Origin of the sequence: Parabacteroides bouchesdurhonensis, assembly GCF_900186615.1 — a bacterium.
GTDB classification, from domain to species: domain Bacteria; phylum Bacteroidota; class Bacteroidia; order Bacteroidales; family Tannerellaceae; genus Parabacteroides; species Parabacteroides bouchesdurhonensis.
In genome coordinates, this window is record NZ_LT896588.1 from 2,576,179 (window position 1) to 2,600,209 (window position 24,031).

18 protein-coding genes are annotated in these 24,031 nt (G+C 41.3%); 8 read left to right on the forward strand and 10 right to left on the reverse strand.

From position 1 onward, the window contains the following. Positions 1-47: 47 nt before the first annotated feature. The 3 genes from C1721_RS11125 to C1721_RS11135 form a co-directional block, all read right to left on the reverse strand. Positions 48-1,409, reverse strand: coding sequence for a TolC family protein (locus tag C1721_RS11125; protein WP_102409423.1), 1,362 nt, complete (start codon positions 1,407-1,409; stop codon positions 48-50). Positions 1,410-1,500: 91 nt separating this feature from the next. Beyond that, positions 1,501-4,683 (reverse strand): efflux RND transporter permease subunit, encoded by a 3,183-nt coding sequence (locus C1721_RS11130; protein ID WP_102408409.1) that lies wholly within the window; start codon positions 4,681-4,683, stop codon positions 1,501-1,503. Positions 4,684-4,696: 13 nt separating this feature from the next. Further along, on the reverse strand, positions 4,697-5,800 hold the full coding sequence (locus tag C1721_RS11135) for an efflux RND transporter periplasmic adaptor subunit (protein ID WP_102408410.1): 1,104 nt from the start codon (positions 5,798-5,800) through the stop codon (positions 4,697-4,699). A gap of 214 nt (positions 5,801-6,014) precedes the next feature. Between C1721_RS11135 and C1721_RS11140 the strand changes: the two genes are divergently transcribed. Beyond that, positions 6,015-6,923 carry a helix-turn-helix domain-containing protein gene (locus tag C1721_RS11140; RefSeq protein WP_102409425.1) on the forward strand — a complete coding sequence of 303 codons (909 nt, stop codon included), beginning with the start codon at positions 6,015-6,017 and terminating at the stop codon, positions 6,921-6,923. 10 nt (positions 6,924-6,933) lie between these two features. On the opposite strand, the gene C1721_RS11145 is transcribed toward C1721_RS11140, so the two are convergent. The 6 genes from C1721_RS11145 to C1721_RS11170 form a co-directional block, all read right to left on the reverse strand. After that, positions 6,934-8,064, reverse strand: coding sequence for a DNA polymerase III subunit (locus C1721_RS11145; RefSeq protein WP_102408411.1), 1,131 nt, complete (start codon positions 8,062-8,064; stop codon positions 6,934-6,936). Positions 8,065-8,291: 227 nt separating this feature from the next. Then, positions 8,292-9,065 (reverse strand): prephenate dehydrogenase, encoded by a 774-nt coding sequence (locus tag C1721_RS11150; RefSeq protein WP_102408412.1) that lies wholly within the window; start codon positions 9,063-9,065, stop codon positions 8,292-8,294. 88 nt (positions 9,066-9,153) lie between these two features. After that, a complete protein-coding gene (locus C1721_RS11155; protein WP_102409427.1) occupies positions 9,154-10,218 on the reverse strand; it encodes a bifunctional 3-deoxy-7-phosphoheptulonate synthase/chorismate mutase type II in 1,065 nt (354 codons plus the stop codon). Positions 10,219-10,236: 18 nt separating this feature from the next. Then, positions 10,237-11,421 carry a pyridoxal phosphate-dependent aminotransferase gene (locus tag C1721_RS11160; protein WP_102408413.1) on the reverse strand — a complete coding sequence of 395 codons (1,185 nt, stop codon included), beginning with the start codon at positions 11,419-11,421 and terminating at the stop codon, positions 10,237-10,239. After that, positions 11,396-12,241, reverse strand: a complete 846-nt coding sequence (locus C1721_RS11165; protein ID WP_102408414.1) for a prephenate dehydratase — start codon at positions 12,239-12,241, stop codon at positions 11,396-11,398. Before C1721_RS11165 ends, C1721_RS11160 begins: the two co-directional genes overlap by 26 nt. A 274-nt stretch (positions 12,242-12,515) precedes the next feature. After that, the gene (locus tag C1721_RS11170; RefSeq protein ID WP_102408415.1) at positions 12,516-13,442 is read right to left on the reverse strand and encodes a hydrogen peroxide-inducible genes activator; all 927 of its coding nucleotides are present in this window, start codon (positions 13,440-13,442) and stop codon (positions 12,516-12,518) included. 216 nt (positions 13,443-13,658) lie between these two features. Here C1721_RS11170 and C1721_RS11180 point away from each other — a divergent pair, with 216 nt between their 5' ends. From C1721_RS11180 to C1721_RS11205, 6 genes are all read left to right on the forward strand, one after another. Continuing rightward, a complete protein-coding gene (locus tag C1721_RS11180) occupies positions 13,659-14,150 on the forward strand; it encodes a Dps family protein (RefSeq protein ID WP_102408417.1) in 492 nt (163 codons plus the stop codon). A 420-nt stretch (positions 14,151-14,570) separates the two neighbouring features. Next, on the forward strand, positions 14,571-19,277 hold the full coding sequence (locus tag C1721_RS11185) for a hypothetical protein (protein WP_102408418.1): 4,707 nt from the start codon (positions 14,571-14,573) through the stop codon (positions 19,275-19,277). Between the two features lie 100 nt (positions 19,278-19,377). Beyond that, positions 19,378-20,406, forward strand: a complete 1,029-nt coding sequence (locus C1721_RS11190) for an agmatine deiminase family protein (RefSeq protein WP_102408419.1) — start codon at positions 19,378-19,380, stop codon at positions 20,404-20,406. Positions 20,407-20,431: 25 nt separating this feature from the next. Continuing rightward, complete coding sequence (locus C1721_RS11195; protein WP_102408420.1) at positions 20,432-21,307, forward strand: carbon-nitrogen hydrolase; 876 nt, start codon at positions 20,432-20,434, stop codon at positions 21,305-21,307. A 6-nt stretch (positions 21,308-21,313) separates the two neighbouring features. Beyond that, positions 21,314-22,300 (forward strand): aminodeoxychorismate synthase component I, encoded by a 987-nt coding sequence (locus C1721_RS11200; protein ID WP_102408421.1) that lies wholly within the window; start codon positions 21,314-21,316, stop codon positions 22,298-22,300. After that, complete coding sequence (locus C1721_RS11205; RefSeq protein WP_102408422.1) at positions 22,284-22,877, forward strand: aminotransferase class IV family protein; 594 nt, start codon at positions 22,284-22,286, stop codon at positions 22,875-22,877. The genes C1721_RS11200 and C1721_RS11205 overlap by 17 nt, the downstream gene beginning before the upstream one ends. A 7-nt stretch (positions 22,878-22,884) precedes the next feature. Here the strand turns inward: C1721_RS11205 and C1721_RS11210 are convergent, their stop codons facing one another. Beyond that, positions 22,885-23,061, reverse strand: coding sequence for a DUF4250 domain-containing protein (locus C1721_RS11210; protein ID WP_102408423.1), 177 nt, complete (start codon positions 23,059-23,061; stop codon positions 22,885-22,887). 492 nt (positions 23,062-23,553) lie between these two features. On the opposite strand from C1721_RS11210, the gene C1721_RS11220 reads away from it, so the two are divergent. After that, a complete protein-coding gene (locus tag C1721_RS11220; protein ID WP_009126113.1) occupies positions 23,554-23,940 on the forward strand; it encodes a hypothetical protein in 387 nt (128 codons plus the stop codon). Positions 23,941-24,031 lie beyond the last annotated feature (91 nt).

A 24,031-nucleotide genomic window follows, 5' to 3' on the forward strand; every position in this document is an offset into this window, starting at 1 on the left:
CTGGAATAACTTGTTAGCCGGTCTCTTCTCTTTTGTTGTAACCTAATTTATTCTTGTCCTCCTCCTAATACCCTATAAAGATTGACTATACTCTGTATTTCCGTAAAACGGTTTGCCGTTTGTGATAGTTGTGCGCTAAGTAATGTCTGCCGGGCTGTCAATACTTCCAGATAAGTAGTGTTACTATGCTCCATCAGTAAGGACGTGCTTTTCAGAGCTGTTTGCAACGAAGCAACTTGTTTATCGAACAGGATGCTTTTTTCCTTGCTTGTCTGATAAGCAGTCAGGGCATCATTTACTTCACTGCCTGCATTTAGTAACGCTTGCTGAAAGGCAAGAGCGGCTTCTTCCTGTTGCGCGCGGGCTATGCGGTATTGAGCTATGACTTGCCCACGGTTGAATAGTGGTTGTGTCAGTGAGCCTACTGCCGATGCAAGGAACTTACCGGGGTTGACAATCATCATTCCTGCTGAATTGGTCCAACCGGCGCTTCCACTTAAAACAATGGAAGGATAGAAGGCCGAGCGTGCCTGATTGGTCCCATAAAAAGCTTGCTCCAACGAGCGTTCAGCTATGCGTACGTCCGGACGACAGGCAAGCATCTGCATTGGAATGCCTACGGAGAAATTCTCCGGTATTTGTTGTAATTCCAGCTTGCTGCGTTCATAACGCCGTGGTGTTTCAGCCAGCAACAGAGCCAGACTATTCTCCACTTGATTAATCTGTTCTTTCAAACTCAATATGGAGGTTTTCACTTGATAATAGGTGGCTTCCATTTGTGATACGGCAGCCTCATTAACCATTCCTGCGTTCATCATCGCACGGGTTGAAGCAACTGTTTCTTTCCATGCTTCTTCTGTTTGCTGTGAGATGGTCAATTGTTCATCCAGCATCAATAATGTATAATATGTATTGGCTATACCGGATATTAACTGGGTACGTACAGCCTGCCGGTAATCTTTGCTTTGAGCATAAAGGGCCTTAGCTTGCTGTTTTGCGTTACGCATACGACCGAAAACATCAAGTTCCCAACTGGCAGTAACCGGCAGCGAATAGGTTTGTGTTGCTTTATGACTATCAAAGCTGCTTACCGTACCTTGTGGTGACAGGGCAAATGCCGGCAGAAAGGCCAAACGGGCGGAAAGCAACGCTGCTTCTGCTTCTTCTACGCGGAGCTGTGCGGATTGTAAATCGGTGTTGTTCTGCAACCCTTGCTCGATGAGGGATTGCAGGTATGGGTCATTGAAAAGATCGCGCCAGTCCATACTACCCAGACTAGTGGTATCTTCCGCTGTTATCGTCGTCCCATACAAATTGTCCGGTACGGTGGTGGCGGGCTTATATTTACTGTATATGCCGCAGCTACTCAACATGACGGTTGCTGTGACCGATAGAATTATCTTCTTCATACTTTGGTATTTATTGAAATTGATGCAACTTCTCCAATTCTCCTCACAAAAAGAGGAGAATTGGAATAGTTGGACTAAATATATTGAAATCTTATTTTTCCGTTCCATGTTCGGTTTCACTCTTTCCTTTTTCAAGTAATACCTGCACATCAGCCTCTATCTTTTCCGGCTTACGTATTTTCTCCTGTAAGAACTCGAAGATGATGTAGAATACCGGGACTACAAAGAGCAGCGCCAGTGTTCCGATGGCCATACCGCCTACTACACCTGTGCCTAGCGAACTGTTGCCGTTAGCACCTGTACCGGTAGAGAACATCAGCGGAAGCATGCCGAAAATCATCGTAAGGACAGTCATCAAGATAGGACGCAAACGGACCTGAGCTGCCGAATAAGCCGATTCTATAATGCCCATGCCTTTGCGCCGCCGCTCTATAGCGTACTCCGTGATCAGAATGGCGGTTTTAGCCAGCAATCCAATCAACATAATCACACCTGTTTGTAAATATATATTATTCTCCAGTCCGAGTATTTTGGCAAATAAGAAACTACCCATCAGTCCGAACGGTACGGAGAATATAACGGCAAACGGAACCAGGAAGCTTTCATAGAGACAAGACAGGATCAGGTAGATGAGTAATATACATACTCCGTAGATGAAAAGAGTCTTTGCTCCGCCCATGCTTGCTTCCTCACGGGCCATACCTCCATACTCAAAACTATAGCCGGTAGGCAACATCTGTTCGGCCACTTCGCTGATAGCTTTTTGCACTTCACCGCTGGAATATCCATTGGCAGGGTTCACATTTGCAGTGATAGCAGTAAACAGATTGAAACGATTTGCCGATTCTGGACCAAGTACTTTCTTTAACGTTACAAATTGACTTACCGGAGCCATTTCTGTGCCGTTGCGTACAAACATATTGTTCAAAGCCTGTTCCTCCAAACGGAATTCCGGTGCTGCCTGCATCATTACGCGATACACTTTACCGAACTGGTTGTAATTGGAGATATAGGCGCCACCGCAATAACTGCCCAGCGCATCGAGCACCGTAGCCGGTGATATGCCGGCACGTTTACACTTGGCCGCATCTACATCTACCGAAACCTGAGGGAAGTTCATGGCATAAGAAGTATAGGCCATTGCTACTTCAGGCCGTTGGTTCAATGCACCCAGGAATTGCATCACCGACTGGTAGAAGGCTGTCATGTCTCCGCCGGTACGGTCCTGTAAGTTCAGTTCGATGGAGTTCCCCATACCGTAGCCCGGAATCATACCCGGCTGGAAGCTGAATACCCGCGCATCCTTTATATCATAGAACTGTCCGTTAAGTCGTGTTACTACTGCGTCGGAAGAATGCTCCTTTCCCTTACGGTCGTTCCAATCTTTCAGACGGATGATGATGGTGCCGTAAGACGTACCTTGACCTGATACCAGGCCATATCCGGCTACGCGGGCATAATGTTCTATTTCAGGTGTATCTTTTAGAATATTTTCCAGTTTGTCTATTACTTTTGTCGTTTCTTGCAGTGTACTGCCCGGTGCTGTACTCACGTCCACCATGATAACACCTTGGTCTTCCTGTGGCACTAGTCCGGTCTTAGTCGTAGACATCAAGTAAATAAGTAATGCCACCGACACTGCTAATGCCGTCCATACCATCCAGCGATGGTGTATGAAGAACATTACACCTTTCTTATATTTACCTAATACAGCATTGAATGAAGCATTATAAGCAGCACGTACACGTCCGTTGATACTCTTCTCGCTTTTTGTACCGTCTGATGGGCGCATCATCATGGCGCATAAGGCCGGACATAGTACTAATGCCGAGATCATGGAAATACCTACAGCTGTTGCCATCGTAATACCGAACTGCGTATAGAAAATACCGGAAGTACCTCCCATGAATGTTACGGGGATAAATACTGCCATAAACACACAAGTACAAGAAACGATAGCCATTGTTACGTCACCCATTGCATCTTTAGTGGCAAGATAGGCTGACTTATATCCGGTATCGAACTTGGACTGCACCGCCTCCACCACCACAATGGCATCGTCCACCACCGTACCGATGGCAAGCACCAATGCAAATAATGTCAGGATATTTATACTGAACCCGGCAGCTACCAGGCAAGCAAACGTACCTACTAATGATACGATGATGGATATGGAAGGAATGAGCGTACTTTTTAAGTCCTGCAAGAAGAAGTATACCACCAGGATAACCAATATAATGGCAATAATCAGTGTCTCCACTACATTATGGATAGAAGCGAACAAGAAATCGTTTGAACTCATCATGTTGACGAATTCAACACCTTCCGGCAGCGTCTTTTCCATCTCTTTCATTTCTGCAGAGATTTGTTCGTTGACGGCAGTTGCATTGGAACCGGCTGTTTGGAATACGATGAACATTACAGCCGGTTGACCATCCATTTCACTCTCGAAGCTATAGGTCAGTGTTCCCAATTCTACGCTTGCTACGTCTTTCAGGCGAAGCACAGATCCATCAGGTTGGGAGCGGATGACTGTATTTTGGAATTCCTCTACCGTTTTCAGTCGTCCGCGATACTTCATCGTGAACTGGAAAACATTCTTCGAGTTTTCGCCTAATGAACCGGTAGGTGCTTCAATGTTTTGTTCTCCCAGCACAGCTGTCACATCCGAAGGTACTAGTCCGTACTGTGCCATCAGTTCCGGCTTCAACCAGATACGCATACTATACGTATCACCCATTTCCATCACATCACCCACACCTTCTATACGTTTTATCTGCGGAATGACGTTTATGTCCAGGTAATTCGCAAGAAATGTCTTATCATATCGACCGTTCGTACAAACTAAAGAGTTGATTTGCAGAAAACTGGTCTGACGTTTCTGTGTGGTCACGCCAATTCTCGTTACTTCGGCAGGAAGTAATCCCTGTGCTTTGGTCACGCGATTCTGCACGTTGACCGCCGCCATGTCGGGGTCTGTTCCCTGTTTGAAGTAAACTTGTATAATGGCCAGACCGGCATTGGTGGCGGTAGATGTAATGTACATCATATCTTCCACACCGTTGATACTTTCTTCCAGCGGCATGATGACACTATTCAACACAGCCTCTGCATCAGCTCCCGTATAACTGGTAGTAACGTATACCGTAGGGGGGGCAATGTCCGGATATTGTTCTACTGGCAGTGTGAAAAGCGAAATAAGTCCGATAGTCAGAATAAGCACGGAGATGGAAATAGCCATCACCGGCCTTTTTATAAATATGTTTCCTTTCATAATCTTCTATGCTTTATTTTACCACTGTTCCTTCACGCAGCAATCCGGCACCTTCCGATACAATTTCATCGCCCGGTTTCAGTCCGTTCAGCACTACGTATTCGCGTCCGTCGCTTACACCAGCTACAGTAATTAATGTAGAGACTGCTTTACCATCCACGACTTTGTATGTAATAGTTTTATCTTGCATCTGTACAGTAGCTCCCTGAGGAATTACGATGCAGTTTTTATAGGTACTGGGTACCAAAATACTACCGGAAGCTCCGCTATGTAATAGCCGTGATTCGTTAGGAAAAACCGCGCGCGCTACTACCGTTCCTGTCTGTCGGTCGATAACTCCACTGATAGATTCAATAATACCTTTCTTGTCATATATGGAATTGTCGTTCAATTTCAATTCTACTTCCGGCATATTCTTTAAAGCGTCGTCCATATTCCCGTATTGGCGCGTTAATGCTAATAGCTGGTTTTCGGTCATGGAGAAATAGACGTACATATCAGAATTGTCACTTACTGTTGTCAGTGGTTGCGGAATGTTTGGACTAACCAATGCGCCTGCACGAAAAGGTAATGCTCCTACCACACCGTCACTGGGACTTTTTACTTCTGTATATGAAAGATTATTGCGCGCGTTCATTTCCTGAGCTTCTGCCTGTGCCAATTGGGCTTTGGCAGTAAGATAATTGTTTTCTGCGGTTTTCAGGCTGAATTCTGAAACTACAGCCTGTGCATGCAATTCTTTATTGCTGTTGTAGGTTAATTCCGCAGTAGCCAATGTTGCACGGGCTGCTTCTACGTTAGCGGTGGCAGTTTTCAATGCTGCCTTGTAAGGTACTTGGTCTATGATGAACAACAATTGTCCGCGTCGCACTTTCTGCCCTTCGGTCACACAAAGTTTCTCAATGGTACCTGATACCTGCGGATAAATATCAATATCTTGCCGTCCGCGTATCGTTGCCGAATACGAAGTAGAAAGCTCTTTGTCCACCGGAGACACTTTCATTATCGCATAAGAGGGTTTAACCTGAGCATCCGGTGCCTGTTTACAAGAAGCCAACCACATTGTACAACCAATGACAGTCATCAGTCGTATCCATTTTCTGTTTAATGTAATCATATTATTGTTCTTTGATAATATATTTTGGACAAAAGTAGGAGAAAGGGACAGTGGTATTGTGATCAATATTCCTTCAAGGATGTTCTATTTTCTCCGTTTGTGTATTTTTTTGCTAAAGTCTTGCTTATAAATGATATATAGACTAATGAATGAGTGTTTTAGAACATTTTATTTATCCCATTATTCGCCAACTTTGCAAAAAGAAAAAAAGAATATGGGAAAAGAAGAAATCAAAATCATCAATATTGAAGATTTTAAAGCGAACAGAAATGCTATTGACTATGTGGACGATGACTTTGTTGTAGTAAACAGCCTGGAAGAGGTCCCTCATGGTAATGATACGGTAAGACTGGGTTGTTTTCTTCTTGCGTTTTGTATGGAAGGATGTATCCAACTGGATATAAACAACAGAACTTACCAGTTGCAAGCCGGCGATTTGTTGTTGGGACTTCCTAATACGATTGTAAGCCATACAATGTTGAGCCCTAAGCATAAGATAAGGTATGCAGGGTTCTCCACGCGTTTTTTACAACGTATTGTCAGAATAGAGAAGGAGACATGGAATACTGCCATTTATATCCACAACAATCCGGTGAAACATGTTGGCGATGATAATAATGAAGTCTTCAACTATTATAGGGACCTGATTATGATGAAGATTGTTGATACTCCACACTGCTACCATAAAGAAGTGATGCAATATCTGTTTGCCGCTCTTTTCTGTGAGATGTTGGGTGGTCTTAGTAAGGAAGCTGCCTCTCCCGACAGTACGGATGAAATTAAAGAGAATATAAAACAGGCCGATTACATTCTCCGGAAATTTGCGGAAAAATTATCAGAAGATAACGGCATGCATCGTTCTGTTACTTATTTTGCCGATGAACTTTGCTATAGTCCTAAACATTTTTCAAAGATGATCAAACAAGCATGTGGCAGAACTCCATTGGAGTTGATTAACGAGAGTGCTATTGAACACATTAAATACAGGTTAAAGTATTCGGATAAATCCATCAAAGAAATTGCTGAAGAATTTAATTTTCCCAATCAGTCTTTTTTTGGTAAATATGTAAAGGCGCATATTGGTATTTCTCCGGCACGATATAGAAATATATCGGAAGGGTAAACGACTGTTTTCAGCATATTCGTTTAATCAAAACAGTCAGACGTAATGATAAATCAAAGAATACCATTTTGGCATTAACATTCTGCGCAATATCTTTTTCTGCTTTGGCCAGTTCATCCATAATATCGATTACATTTCTTTCATTTACGAAAGGAGCGAATTTTATGGCAAAACTTGCTTCATCCAGATTCATGTAATTCAAATCAGGTGATTGAAAACGATACATGAAGTTTTCCCGAATCAAGTGTTGACAATAAGCCAGAAAGTTTTTCTGGCGTTCACGGCCAATTCCGGCTATCGTGTCGGCCATTGTTTTCATTCCTTTTACATTACGGGCCCATGAATTACGCATCATTCCTTTAAACTGTTCAAGGAAAAATTTATTTTCTTCTCCAAGGCTGATTGCTTCCACCGCTTTTAGAAAGCTGCCGCGGGAAAGGTGGCCTACATGTTTCGCATCATCCGGCGATAATCCGAATTGTGAAATCATGGCTTGCGTAATAGCTTCTGTTTGTATTGCCCGTACGTTGATACGTTGTGCCCGTGATAAAATGGTTCCCAATACTTGATCGGGTGTTTCTGAAACCATTAATATAACGGTGTTTGCAGGAGGTTCTTCTATAATCTTCAAAAGTTTGTTGGCACAAGTCGGATGTAATTTTTCCGGTAACCAAACTAGTAATATACGGTAAGTGGCTTCATATATCTTAAGATTGAGCTTATGGATTATTTCATCACTTTCCTTTGAATAGATCAAAGCTTGTGAATTACCGGCTTCAATATATTCCAGCCAATTATCCAAATTGAAATAGGTATATTCTTTCAGGAAAGACCTCCATTCGGTGAGGTAATCGTCGCAAATTTCTTTTTTTTTCTCTTTTTTTGAGACGATAGGAAATACGAAGTGAAGGTCTGGGTGTGCAAGCTCGTTATACTTCAAACAAGAAGGACATTTTCCGCACGCATCATTTTCTGTACGGTTTGTACAGTTAAGATAACGGGCATATGCAAGAGCTAAGGGGAAAGCACCGGCTCCACCTTGTTCGGTAAAAAGCTGTGCATGCGGCACAATATTCGTTTGCGCCGATTTAATTAATTGCCGCTTTATTTCTCCTTGTCCAATAATATCTTTGAAGTACATACATCCTTATTATTTCGAAAGCAAAGCAAAGGTACAAATAATATCCATTTGCATAGACAAAACAAGCCGAATAAGATGTATAAAACAAAGTCCGTTACAAAAAATACAATATACTTCATGTCTGTAAAATATAATTACGACCTTAAGACATGAACATAACAAAATACCCCTATCGGAAAATGAGATATTTTTGAAAAAAATGAATTGCTGGATAATGTCCTTACTTCTTACTCTATATTCTTCCTTATTTTTGTCAAATATTCTTTCATCGCGCCAGAATCTTTGTCTTTGATAATTTCCTGCAGAATATTCAATTCTTCTTGGATGCGTGATATTTGTTTTGGTGTACGCGGATTGAAAAGGATTTCCGTTAATAGGTAATCGTCTTCGGAAAGAAGCCCACGGGCAATTTTCATGTGACGTTTGAAAGTTGTACCCGGTGCATCCTGGTGTTTCATGGTTGCAGCGAAAACCATTGTCGACGCAAAAGGAATACCTAAAGAATAAGCTACAACTTTATCGTGTTCCTCAAACGTATATTCACAAATATGCAAACGGAGACTTGCATATACGTCTTTGAAAAATATTTTTCCTAAATGATCACCTTCGGAAATGATGATGGTATTTTCCTTTTCCAACTGTCCTAAATTGGCGAAAGTAGGACCGAACATAGGGTGAGTGGATACATACGGAAATCCACATGTTTCATAAAATTCTTTCAAGTAGGTTTTTACTGATGCGATATCCGAAATTATACAATAAGGTTGCAGATAAGGCATAACCGATTTAAATGCTTCAATAGTGTAACTTAATGTAACGCAGTTAATAACCAGTTCGGGATTGAAGTCGGCTACTTCTTCCGGCTTTTGCAGACGAAGAGCATTATATATGAACCGCATTCGTTTTGGATCGCTTTCTAAAACAGCTACTTCATGATCGAAGCTAAGCAAATCGGTGAAGAAAGATCCCATCTTTCCGGCACCTAATATTAATATTTTCATTATGAATAATTATTTAATTGGCTAATGTGCCAATATGCCAATTGCTTTCGTTTATTATTGGCATATTAGCAATTAGCCCATTGGCGTATTATTGTTCGTTCATAATAATCATCTGTTGACGTACAGATTCTTCATGTATCTCTTTTAATATCTCCTTTACAAAGTCTGTGTTAAGATCCATTTGTTCCCCCATGCTGGAACGCTTTTCAAGGATTTCGCTGTAGCGCGGTGATTGGAGGATCGGCATATTATGTTCTTTTTTATAAACACCGATCTCACGCGAAATGCGCATACGTTTTGCCAGTAATTCCAGCAATTGTTCGTCTATGCCATCGATTTGCCGGCGTAAAGCTGCCAAGTTCTCTGTTGTTTGGTTTGCATCACGTATAACCAGAAGGTTTAATACATAGTCCAGAACATCAGGAGTTACTTGCTGGGCCGCATCGCTCCATGCGCAATCCGGATTGCAATGAGATTCAACAATCAGACCGTCGAAGCTCAAGTCCATAGCCTGCTGACAAAGGGGAGCTACTAATTCGCGCTTTCCACCTATATGACTAGGGTCGCAGAATATAGGAAGTTCAGGCATGCGCCGGCGCAGTTCGATAGGAATGTGCCATAACGGAAGGTTACGGTAGATTTTTTTATCGTATGAGCTAAATCCACGATGGATAGCTCCTAGGCGATGGATACCAGCTCCGTACAAACGTTCGAAAGCACCGATCCATAATTCAAGGTCCGGGTTTACCGGGTTCTTGATTAAGATAGGAATATCAACACCCTTAAGGGCATCTGCTATCTCTTGTACCGCGAATGGATTAACCGTTGTACGAGCCCCGATCCATAGAATGTCGATGCCGGCTTTTAGCGCTTCAAATACATGGTCTTTTGTTGCAACCTCAGTAGAAACATACATGCCGGTTTCTTGCTTTACGTGTTTTAGCCATTGTAAGCCTTGTGCTCCGATACCTTCAAACCCTCCCGGTTTTGTACGGGGTTTCCAGATTCCGGCACGGAATATCTTAATACCTTTTGATGCAAGATCTTTAGCTGTTTCGATGACTTGCTCTTCTGTCTCTGCACTGCAAGGTCCTGCTATTACGATAGGACGTTTGGGGTCTACGCCCGGCAATGCAATGGATTCAATTTTCATTTCCATAATTATAGAGTGTTATTTGATTACTTTTTTTATTCTGTTTAAAGCATCTTCCAATGTTTTGTTTTTACAACAAAGTGAAATACGGATGTAGCGTTCTCCGCAGCTACCGAAGATAAATCCGGGAGTTATGAATACATTGGCTTCATACAATACTTTATCTGCAATGACTTCACTGCCCTTTGCATCATCCGGAATACGTCCCCAAAGGAACATACCGACTTGTTTTTCGTCGTATGTACAACCTAAAGCATTCATAATTTGTCCTGCTAAATCCCTGCGGCTCCGGTAGGTGCGATTCATATTGTCATACCATTCTTTCGGGGCTTTCAAGGCTTCTACGGCAGCGTGCTGCATCGGTTTGAACTGGCCGGAGTCGATATTGCTTTTTACTTTCAATATCCATTGCACAAACTGAGCATTTGATGCCAGCATTGCCATACGCCAACCGGGCATGTTGTGGGCTTTACTCATGGAGTTAAGCTCTATGCAAATATCTTTGGCTCCGGGTATGCTTAAGATGCTAAGCGGATGTTCGTTTAATATAAAGCTATAAGGATTGTCGTTGCAGATAATAATACCATGTTTATGTCCGAAAGCAACCAGCTTTTCGTATAGTTCTATACTGGCATTAGCCCCGGTAGGCATATTGGGATAGTTTGTCCACATCAGTTTAACATTCGACAAATCCATTTTTTCCAGTTCTTCAAAGTCCGGTTGCCAGTTTAAATCTTCTTTTAGTTCATAATATTTCAAGTCTGCTCCAACTAATTTGCAGACAGAACTGTAAGTCGGATATCCGGGATTTGGTACCAGAACGCCGTCTCCCGGATTCAGGAATGCCAGCGAAATATGTAAGATACCTTCTTTTGATCCGATTAATGGCTGTATTTCCGTTTTTGGATTCAACTCGACATTATACCATTTCTTGTACCAGTCGGCAAAACCCTGACGTAATTCAGGTATGCCTACATATGGCTGATAACCGTGTTCGTTGGCATTATGTGCATGTTCGCACAATGTTTCGATAGTCTGTTCAGACGGAGGAAGATCCGGACTGCCTACTCCGAGATTAATGACATTTTTGCCTGCGGCATTCATCTCGGCTACTTCTTTTAACTTCTTAGAGAAGTAATATTCCTGTACGCTGTTTACGCGTGCAGCCGGTGTAATATTACACACTTTGTTTTCCTTCTGCATATTCGCCTAATATTTTTAAGTCTTTTGTTAACGGTCTGATAGCATCCAAAGCCTGCTTGTAACGGGTAAAATCTGTAAAGGTCAGATTGATGTAGAACAGGTATTCCCATTCGCGACCGATGATAGGCAAGGATTGTATTTTGGTAAGATTCATATTGTAAAAAGAAAGGACTGAAAGGACTTGCGACAGGCTGCCGGCTGTATGGGGAAGTGCAAATACGAGGGATGATTTGTTTTTATCGACTCCCCGTAGCATCTCATCGGCAGTCCATTGGTCTGCAATGGCAAGAAAACGGGTGAAATTGCGTTTGTTGGTTTCTATTCCTTCGGCAAGAACTTCCATCTTGTATATCTTGGCAGCCAGTTTCCCGCAAATGGCGGCATGTCCTTTTAATTGATTTTCCGATATCCAACGGGCGCTCATAGCTGTGTCTTCTTTCTCAACCACTTTGGCATGAGGTAATGTATCAAGGAAATCGGTACATTGCATCAATGCAATAGGATGAGAATTGACTTCCTTTATATCATGAATGTTGGTTCCCGGAAGAGCAACAAGGGAATGGGAGATGCGTAATTTGTATTCGCCAATAATATTCAATCCGCTTTCCCGTATCAATTCATGATTTTGCAAAAGACTTCCGGCAATTGTGTTTTCGATAGCCATCATACCGAGAATAGACGGGTCTTTCTTGATTGTTGTGATAACATCTCGAAATGTATTACAGGGAATGATTTCTATCTCTCCGTCTTCGAAATAATTACGGGCGGCAATATCGTGATATGAACCGTCTATTCCCTGAATTGCTACTTTCTTTTTCATCTTCTTTCTTTTTACTCAAAACTTGTTTATACAAAAAAAGTCCCACCGAATTCGGCAGGACTTTATATTGTTTTATTGATACATTCAATTAGTCATCATCAATTCTTTACATACAAACTCCTGCCTTCACTTTGCTAAAGTAAAAGTAATAAAAGAAGTATGTAAAGCTAAATCGATTCATTTGTTCTGTTTGTTTTAAATGATGCAGCAAAAGTAACGCTTTTTTGGAAACTACAAACAAAAAGTGATATTTTTTTTACGGATACACTCTTTTTTATACGAGTTTTTGAAAAGCTTGTAAACTAAGCATCTCTTTAGGCACTGATTTCTTGATACTTTCTATTAAAATACCGGCGATGGTATGCCGGATAAAATCTTTGCGTGTGACCCATACTATTTCTCTGGTAGGTTTAGGGATGGCAAACGGGCGAATCAATTCTTTCTGTTCATTGCTGAGCTGGTAGGTGGCCAGTTGAGGAATGAATGTGATACCGTTTCCGCTTTCAACCATGCGCATAAAAGTTTCCAGGCTTCCCAAACGGTAAGAGGCTTGATGTAGTTTTACTTTTTCCATTTGGCAAAAACGCATCAGCTGGTCGCGGAAGCAATGTCCTTCATCCAACAGCCAAAGGCGTTCATCACTGATGTCAGATGTACGTATCAGTTCTTTTTTGAAAATAGGCTCACTCTTCGCTACGTAACCGAAAAATTCCTCATAATATAATATATCGCCTTGCAGTTGTGCTTCTACAGGCTGGTTTGCGATTATTGCGGCATCTATTTCTCCGTTTTGCAAAGCGGCCATTGTAGGAGCGGTTTTCATCTCCAGAATACGAATATCCATATCCGGATGTTTTTCCGTTATCTGTTGAAAAAAACGGGGAAGCAGATAAGGCGCGATTGTAGGCAACACTGCCAGGCGAAAAGTTCCTTTTAGAGTCTGTTCTTCTTCGTTTACAATGTCTTTTATTAAAGAAGCCTGATATAATACATTACGGGCTTGTTCTATTACTTTGCGCCCGGCGGGTGTAGGACGTACGGGTTGGAGATTACGGTCGAATAATTTGATGCCAAGTTCATCTTCCAGCTTTTGTATCATCATACTTAAAGTGGGTTGTGTTACGCGGCAATGTTCAGCAGCTTTGGCAAAATGACGATAAGTATCGACAGCCAGTATGTATTCAAGTTGTTGTATATTCATAAATGTTTATCATATATTGAATAATAAAGCCTAATTGTACAAAGATAAAAATAATCCCTGATATATTGACATGCTCTTTCTGAAAACAACTTGCCATACTTTGATAAAGTGTGTCTATAGTGATATAGAAATTATCTGTTTGACAACGGTTTATTCGTGTCGTATATTTGCAATACAAGAAAACGGAATATATAACAATTAAAAAAAAGTAATAGTATGAAAACATTAGATTTTATCCATTTAAACGAATCAGCAGCAAATAACGTAGTATCAGCTTTACAGCAACTTTTGGCAGACTACCAGGTATTCTATACAAATCTTCGTGGTTTCCATTGGAATATCAAAGGACATGGTTTCTTTGTTCTTCATAGTAAATTTGAAGAATTATATGATGATGCGGCAGAAAAAGTTGATGAACTGGCAGAGCGTATCTTAATGTTAGGAGGAACACCTGTAAATAAATTCAGTGAATATTTGAAGGTTGCGAGAGTCAAAGAAGTTTCGGACGTTTCATGCGGAGATGACGCATTGAAAAATATTCTGGATACGTATAGCCAGTTTATTGCGGAAGAACGTAAGTTGCTTTCTCTTGCTTCGGAAGCAGGCGATGAAGCTACAGTTGCTTTGATGAGCGACTATTTGAAGGAACAAGAAAAGTTGGTTTGGATGTTAGTAGCATATTCTTCTTGCGATTGCAAGAAATCTTAAGTTTATTGGTTACACTATTCATTGTGTAGAGAAAGGGCTGTTTAACAATAAAAAAGTTATTCAGCCTTTTTTATATAGAGTTAAAATATGTATACATCTTTGTTTTTATGAAACCATAAAGAATTTACTTCGATATGGTTTTTTTATTCTCCTTGATTTAAAAAGTCTGAGCTTACCTGTTTCTTTTGTATTTTCAAAATAACTTTCGGTTTTAGGATGAGAATTCCAGTAATGATATAGATTAACTTATTCATATATCATGTTTTACTTGACAGAATTAACGCCATAAAATGAGGTATTTACATATATATATCTTTCATAAAAATTTTTATATTTGTAACATTGGTATCTGTAGAGAATGAACTTTTAATTGTGCTAATCTTAAAAAAATAGTTTGTTTGGGACAAACTGGGCTATTGTATGAAGAAATACAAACTAATTTCGCTTTTTGAAGCGTATTCTAAGAGTAGAATAAGATGGAGGTATATAAACATTCGTTGGCTTTCTTTCAATTTACGGTTGTTATTTGAAGCCAAAGGTTGTGCATGGCCGGTTTATAAGCGGATTGAATCCTTGTTGATGTTTATTTTATGTTCTTCTTTTATTTTTACTCAGAACTGTTTTTCTTTGGATATTGCATTTACGACAAAAGCAATATTTGAAAGAAATATAATAGAAACCAATTTATTTCCAGCTTTAGATGTTCCGGAGCCTCTTTCTCTGAACGAATTATCACAATCTCATAAAATACATTTTATTAAATCTTCTCGAATATCAGTAATACAACAGATTGGAGAAGTAACTTACGATTCAACAAAAGTTGAGTCGGGAGATAGTTATTTGTTTAAATTAGATTATAGTTCTATTGCCGGCATTACAAGTGATAAGGTTATAATGCAAGGAGAGGGGAGTGAAACAGAGTTATATCCTGATGCTAATGGCGTATACACATTGTCACAAGTAAATAATGATATTATAATAAAGATAGCTTTAACTCCATCTATTGTCGTAACCACAGAAGAGTCTGAGTTTGGAGTTTTATCAATTACCCGCCAAAGTGATAAGTTAAAAATACCGGATGGAACGAATAAGAATAGTATAACTGTATATGATAATGAATTTATTCGGTTGGATACAGTTTCTTTTCCCGGCTATTATTGCGATGCTGTTTTTATGCAATCAAAAGAATCATCAGATATTCCGGTAAAAGATAAAGTAGGGAAAGATAACGGAATTCAGGTGAAGGAGGATGTATGTTATAAAGCTGAATTTAAACCTTGCTCTTATCCTGTAATATTGCAGGTAAACGATCCGGATATGGGGCAATTGACTGTAAAGAACAATAAGGATGCAGAAACGTATACATTGCCTCTCGGGTCTGCGAATTTTCAAAAAGCAGTGGAATATAGTGCAGATAAGACATTTTCGATAACCGTTGCTAATAATCCGGGATATGGGATAAAATCGGTCAAAATTTATGATGCCGATGGAGTTTCTAATCCTAAAGACTTAACTTCCGCTGTTGATAGGGTAGCGGATATACGGGTAGGTGGTCTGGTCATCGATGTCGTTTTTGAACCGGTTCAATATACGGTGTACTGGAATTGCAGTAACGGTGACTTGAAAGTTACCCCGGGAACGGAAATAAACATCGATGGTGGTGGCAAGAAAATAGAAACTGCTTACGGAGAGGTGATCACGATACAGCCTTTGGCCAATGTGGGATATGAATACAAGCCTAATTCATTAAAAGTACAACTTGGCGATGGAAGTCAGCAGGCTGTGCCTGATGGTACCAAGCAATGGACCGTATTAGAGAATGTTATCCTTTCCGCACAATTTTCTCGTTTGAGACCTTTGGTTACGATTGAAATTGATCAGCCGACTGGTGCTACTAATGGGGTGAACACCACTCCGGTGTTAGGAGCGGATCAGCGGGTAAGCTATGGTTCTTCACTGACTTTAGAGCCTGCGGCTAAAACGGGTTATCATTGTTCTGAGATTTGGGTGGATGGAGTGAAACAGGTTGGTAATAGTTCTGTAGGCTTGCCGTCGATAGAACAGGATGTGACTGTCAAATTTGTGTTTGTCCCGGATGAATTTCAAATTACTTATGTGAATACTACTCCTTCTTTTGGAACATTGCTGGTGGAAAGACAACAAAACGGAGAAACAGGCTGGACATCTTATACTGGTAGTCCGGGGAAGGCGAATTATTTGGATAAAATCAAAGTCACTGCTACTCCCACCAATGAACACTGTTTGCTGGACGTATTGACTTTGACTTCTACTTCTGCCGGACAAACGAATATTGTTTCAGGGACGGAACAGGAGGTGAAAGAGGCTTTAACCGTGAATGCTTCTTTTAAGCCAAAAGAATATCCGGTTACCTTAAACAAAATTGGGACAGAGAGAACGAGTGGAAAAATTCTTTTAAAGGATATAGCAACGGGAAGTGTGCTTATTGAATTGGATAGAGCGGAGGAAACCTCAACAGCTTATATTCCATATGGTACGGAAATCCTGATCGAATGGGAGTGTGACCGGAGTTATGGAATGAAATCCCTGGATAAGATTACAACAGGGACGGAATCGGTATTAGCTTCCCGTGCGTTTACCGTGGAAGGTCAAACGGAGATCCAGGCTGAAATTTATCAGTCGACGAAAACCTATTCCGTAAAATGGGAGATCGTTCAACCTAACGGCAGTATCGGGAATGATTTAAACGTTTATGAAACGACGGAAGGAGATATCGCTCAAGGAGATACCCGGGTGGAAGGTTCTTTGTTAACAATTAAAACGGAAACGGCAGCGAGCGATACTTTAATATCCTTAACAGACCAAAATGGAAATGCATTGTCTTCTCCATACAGCTTAAATCAAGATTTGGAAATTACAGCGACCTTCGTCAGAAAGTGTACAGTACGGATTGTTTCGCCGACAGGGGCAACTGTGGTGGTAAGTAAAGACGGGGTGAATCTTCCGGACGGTGCTATTGTTCCGACAGGCTCTGTCTTACAAAGTGTAATTACTGCAAATAATAGCTCTATAGGATGTAAATCGCTTACGATAAATAGTGTACCGCAGTGGACAGGGACGATTACCACCACCTCTCCGCCTCCCTCTACTTCCGGGAATATTAGCTATGTCATCTCGACTGCACATAGCGGCGGAGAAATTTGGTTTGGTGGAACAGTGGATACCTATTATAGTGTGAAATATACCGCCGCAAATTTTGGTTCGTTTGCCGTGAAGGTTGAAGCCGATGGTATTACGGAAGAGCTTGTTCCGGATCAAGAATATTGGTATCCCGGTGCTGGTGCGAATTTGATGTTGGAAGCTAGGGAAACCGTTGCCGGTTATGTGTTTAATGCAGACAGGAAGATTGTAAATAAAGCTGTTATACCTAATGAGGATATTAATTTGCTAGAGAACAACGAGGGATATTCATGGTCTGAGCCGTTGAATAAAGATATGGATTTGGCGACTGCCTTTGAAGTAGATCGTTACGAGGTCGCTTTGAATGTGGTATTACCTTCCGGAAAGACATTGGCGGAAGTCGGTAGTATGACTTTAACTGGGGGGACTTCGTCTTTGTATGATAGAGGAAATACGAAAGTGAATTATAATGGGGTTTTGACTTTGAATGTTACTTCTCAGGCCGGATATGCTGTTCGTATCAAGGAGGGAGATATCATAAAACAGTCTGGCTTTTCAGGGACATATGTGTATAGTACACTCCCGGCGAGGGCAAACATAGCATTGGAGGTGGAATATATTCCGCGGTATCAGGTAAATTATGGGACGGACATTGCAAATGGTGAACGGGTGTATGCGGGTGAAATATTAAAGGCTTATTCCGCTGTACCGCCGGAAACAGGGAAAGAATGTAAGGAGGTAGCGGTAAAAGATGCGATATCGGGAAATACTTATGGTTCATCTACAACCCCTCTTGCTAATGGTACGATTGAATATGAATTTCCGATGCCAGGGGCGGATGTCAAGGTAGAAGCCCGATTTGACTGGGTTAATTATGACCTTTCTTTAAACGATCCTGGTAATGCTGCTGTTTTGAAGGTGGTAAAAATTGTGGGAGGAATAGAAATTCCTGTTACCGCAGGGACGGATGTATTGTCTTACGGGGATAATCTGAAAGTTATCATTACTATGCCGTCAGTAGGTGGATCATCGGATACCTGGTATGAAGTAAGTTCTTTTTCTGCTGTTATGGGAGGAAATAATGTACCTGTTCTTTCTTCTGTATCGGGTCTGGATTACGAATATACATTTAATATACCTGTTTCTGGCGATGTTGATATTACCTCGGTGGTTGTACGAAAGATGCGGGATTTGATTGCCAGGGTAACTCCGGCAAACTCAGGTCCTACTATAAAAGTTCAGGTTGAGGATGAAATACCTGTGGAATATGATTCTTATCAGTCCATTCGAGTACCAGTGGGAGTGTCGGTTGAAGCATGGGCACAGCCGGCCATAGGACATGAATTGACTTCTTTTCCCGGAGTAGGAGAAAGAAATACGCATGTATCAAAAACGGTTTCTTTGGTGGATGATTTGTATTTGTCGGCAGTATTCTCCCTTAAACCGTGTACGTTAATCGTAGTACAGCCGGATAATGGGATAATCCGCGTAGAAGTATTCAATCAGGGTCGTTGGGATCCTCTTGATATATCTTCTCTTCGATTCTTAAATTACGGTACACAAGTTAAAGTCCATGTAATTGCAAACTCGGATTATGAAGTAACGAGGGTAACGGCAAATAATATAGATATAGCAAACGGGGGAAGTTTGATAATGGAAGAAGATGTTACAATTGCGGCCGAATGTAAAAGAATGACCCCTCCGGTTTCAAATGAGCGCATTTTAAATCAGAATGTTATATCATTTAATAATAACAAGGTTGAAATAAATACTATAGAATCTTTTATTCAAATAAGTCTTTTTATAATAACACCTGATGGGAGAGTTATTTATAGTAATAGAGATTACAAGAATGATCTTGACGTTCAATGTATACCCAAAGGTGTTTTCTACTATGTTGTCGAAGGAATAACAACAAACAAAATGAAAAAGACGATTGCAAAAGGTGCCAGTGTCATCTGGTGGTAAGATATTGTTTGGGCGTTTGAACTATTTTTAAGGAAATGATTACATTTGCAAGAGTTTATGTATGCATTGCATGATGGAATTGTAACTGAAAAAGAAATAAATGGAAACGAAAATAATAGTACCGGCAGAATGGCATTGTCAAAGCGCCGTGCAACTTACCTGGCCGCATCAAGGCACTGATTGGGCTCCTGTGTTGGATGAAGTAATACCCTGTTTTGTTTCAATCGCAAAGGAGATTATAAAGAGGGAAAAACTGTTGGTTGTTTGTCCGGACGAGGCTTCTGTCCGTAGTCAATTAGGCAATGTGGATTATAGCCGGATTGTTTTTCGTGAAATGGAAACCAATGATACATGGGCTCGAGACCATGGCGGCATTTCTATCTTTGATGATGGAAAACCAATCGTCTATGATTTTGTATTCAATGGTTGGGGAATGAAATTTGCAGCCGGTCTGGATAATCTGATTACCAGAAAGCTATTTCATGCCGAAACCTTTGCAGAGGAAGTTGTCCCGGTAAATATGCAACCAATTGTATTGGAAGGAGGAAGTATAGAATCCGATGGGGAAGGAACTTTACTGACTACGGTGGAGTGTCTTTCTTCCGTCAACCGGAACGAATATTTAAGCCGGGAACAACTTGAGTACCATTTAAAAGAAATTTTTGGCCTTGACCGCATCCTTTGGATTGAAAGTGGTTATTTGGCAGGAGATGATACAGACAGCCATGTCGATACATTAGCCCGTTTCTGCGCTCCGGACACAATTGCGTATGTGCAGTGTACCGATGAAAAAGATGAACATTTTGATGAATTGCAGGAAATGGAATATGAGTTAAAGTCTTTTACCCAAAAGAATGGTGCACCTTATAAACTGATTCCGTTACCAATGGCAGATAAAGTGGAGTGGGAAGGAGAACGTTTGCCGGCAACGTATGCCAACTTTTTGATTATTAACGGTGCCGTACTTGTCCCTTTCTATAATTCTCCCAAAGATGAAGTAGCTAAAGCTGCATTACAAAACGCTTTTCCTGATCGCGAAATTGTTGGCATTAATTGCTTGCCGTTAATCAAACAACACGGATCACTTCATTGTGTAACGATGCAATACCCGGAAGGATTTATTAAATAATTGGAGTTTAAAGTGTAGATAAAGAATGAAAGTAGGATTAATTCAACAGTCGAACGGCAGTGATATAGCTGCAAACATCGAGAAGTTACAGCAGAATATTCGCAAGGGTGCTATGCAAGGTGCGGAACTGGTAGTATTGCAGGAATTGCACAACGGCCTGTATTTTTGCCAAACGGAAAATACGGAGTTATTTAATCAGGCAGAAACGATTCCCGGACCTTCAACGGAAACCTTCGGCGCTTTGGCTAAAGAATTAGGCATTGTTCTGGTCTTATCTCTCTTTGAAAAACGAGCTCCCGGACTTTATCATAATACAGCGGTTGTTTTGGAGAAGGATGGCTCTATTGCCGGAAAATATAGGAAAATGCATATTCCCGATGATCCTGCTTATTATGAGAAGTTCTATTTTACGCCGGGCGACTTGGGCTTTGAACCTATTTCTACATCCGTAGGAATGTTGGGCGTGCTGGTTTGTTGGGATCAATGGTATCCCGAAGCTGCCCGGTTGATGGCTATGCGTGGAGCGGAAGTCCTTATTTATCCTACGGCCATAGGCTGGGAAAGCAGTGATACGGATGATGAAAAGAAACGCCAGTTGGATGCTTGGGTTACGGTTCAGCGAGGGCATGCCGTTGCTAATGGCTTGCCGGTTGTTACGGTCAATCGTACAGGATATGAACCCGATCCTTCGGGGCAGACAAAAGGTATTCAGTTTTGGGGGAATAGTTTCGTTGCCGGTCCGCAGGGAGAATTGCTTACCGTATTTACGAATGACAGGGAAGAAGTACGCATTGTGGATATAGACAAGTCCCGTAGCGAGAATGTACGGTGCTGGTGGCCTTTCTTCCGGGATCGCCGGATAGATGCTTTTGGTGGGCTGACCGAACGTTTTCTTTTATAGGTTTTTATGAATTTATATACGAAACAGGAAGCTGTTTCCCGGATGAACCATTTGGGAACATTGGGAGAGCCTTTTGTATTTATAATAGATTATAAGCAACAACAGGTTTACGTGGAGAAACAACAACAGGTTAATCCCGGAGACTTGTTGTACGATTTGAATGGCTTTTCAAATAGCCCGGATAAAGAAATGAAACCTTTATCTCACCCTATTGTGTGGCATCCTCATCCGATGTCTTTTCCCGCTTATTCAAATTCATTTTGTATTGTTAAACGGAATATTCATGTTGGTAATTCTTATTTGGTTAACCTGACTTGTGAAACACCGGTAGAAACAAATCTTTCACTGGAAGAGATCTTTTATCATTCCGTCGCCAAATATAAACTTTTGTGGAAAGAACGTTTCGTCGTTTTTTCTCCTGAAATATTTATACGGATTAAAAACAATACCATTTGTTCGTATCCGATGAAAGGAACTATAGATGCAACCTTGCCAAACGCACGGACGCGTATATTGGACGACAGCAAGGAAACGGCAGAACATGCTACAATTGTAGATTTGATACGGAATGATTTGAGTACGGCAGCCCGGAAAGTATCTGTCCCCCGCTTTCGATATATTGATGAGCTGCAGACAAATAACGGATGCTTGCTGCAAGTAAGTTCGGAAGTAACCGGCTTGTTGCCGGAAGATTGGCATAGCCGGATAGGCGATATTCTGTTTAATCTGTTACCTGCCGGTTCTATTACCGGTGCGCCTAAGAAAAAGACCATGCAGATTATAGAAGAAGCCGAAACGTACGAACGTGGTTTCTATACAGGAGTGATGGGCTATTTTGACGGCTCAAGTCTGGATAGCGCGGTGATGATCCGTTTTCTGGAACAACGGGATAATTCTATGTTCTTTAAAAGCGGAGGAGGCATTACCGCCCAAAGTGATTTGCAGAAAGAATATGATGAAATGAAACAGAAAGTATATGTACCCATTTATTGAAACAATACGTGTTGAAGACGGGAAGATCTATAATCTTCCGTATCATAACGAACGGATGAACCGGACGCGGAGTGAGGTGTTGGGTGTTATGGACTGTAATTTGGATGTATCGGATTATATCCGTCCGGAGGCTTACGGCGAGAGAACCAAATGCCGGGTTGAATATCTTGAAGATATTGTAAAGGTAGAATATTTTACGTATTACGTGCGTCCTGTCCGTTCATTGCAATTGGTTGTTTGCGATGATGCGGACTATAGATATAAAAGTACGGACCGGCATTTGCTGAATGATTTGTATGCGCAACGCATGGGAAGGGATGATGTTCTGATAGTCCGTAACGGCTTGCTGACGGATACTTCTATCTGTAATGTAGCTTTATGGAATGGTGAAAGCTGGCTGACGCCGGCTCGGCCTTTGTTGCTGGGGACGAAAAGAGCCGCTTTGCTTGACTCCGGGATGATAACATCCAAGGATATTACAGCAGAGGAATTGCGTGAATATTCATCTATTCGCCTCTTTAACGCTTTGATAGACTTTGGAGAAATTGAATTGGATATGACATCGGTTATAGTTTGATGCCTGGTTACCAAAACTTATTATGTTCTTCGCTGTATTCAAAGCCTGCATCTTTCAATTTGTTGATAAGGGAACTTTTGTTTATATGCATATCATCGCACAGCTTATCTAAAGAAGAATAATTATCTCTGAGTTTCATATTGATAACGCTAAAAAGCATCATCGGGTCGTTAGGTAATTCCATGATAAAATAACAATCATAAATTTGCGAATAGAAGTTACGAAAAGAGTGTAATTTATTGGAAATGAGCGTAGGTTAATTGCTCTTGATAGTAATAGGTTACGATTTAGTTAGTTATCTACTGCATTATCCTTCTGCGCGTTGCGTAACCTTCAAAGAACTCTTCGTATGCAAAAGTAGCTATTTAATTCGAGATTTTGATATAAACTCCCGTTTTTTATCCCCTCATTCATAAGAATTTTCCGTAAAAGCGGTATTGTCCGTCGGCACACCATTGCCCAAAACGAGTTTGGAACAAACGTGTGCCGACTACCGCATAGCTGGAGAAAAGGGCATTGCCTCACGCCTAAACGATGTTTAGACAGATGAAGCAATGCCCCTTTCTTTTGCGCCTATGCCAAGAGGTGCTTTTACGGGTTTTCAAATGATTTTTCTTTTTTCGCTGTCTCTTTTGCCGGAAGCGGAAAGTGAATGCAGAGTGTGTCAGCCTGCCCCATGAATGAAACAGGCGCCCACACACAGCCGGACAAACCGGGAAGAATGATTGTTGCCACCCGGCTGAACAAGTTCCGTCGGATCGGAAACAATCATACTTCCTTTGTTGTGGTTTGCCCTTTTCACGCTTCCGGTGATGTCTTTTTCCTTTTGGTGATTCTTTTTTTTACGGATTTTCCCCTGAAGTTTTTTTCTACACAATCTGCCTCTGTTTTCGTTTACCTCCATTTTGCGCCTTTCAGTAAGCCGCATCAGTCAGTCATTTTCGTTCTGGGCGCAAAGGTAATTCCGGGATTGGACGGGAAAGCAAGGTCAAGCCTCCTGTTTTCGGTAAAAATCTCCAGCCCTGCGGGTAGTATTTTGACCGAAAAACCTTGCATTCCCTAATCCCTACCTTTTCAAGCACCCGAAACGAAAACGACCGATGCGACAGAAAGACGCATAAAAAAAATGTCGGATAAACGAGAGGCAGATAAGA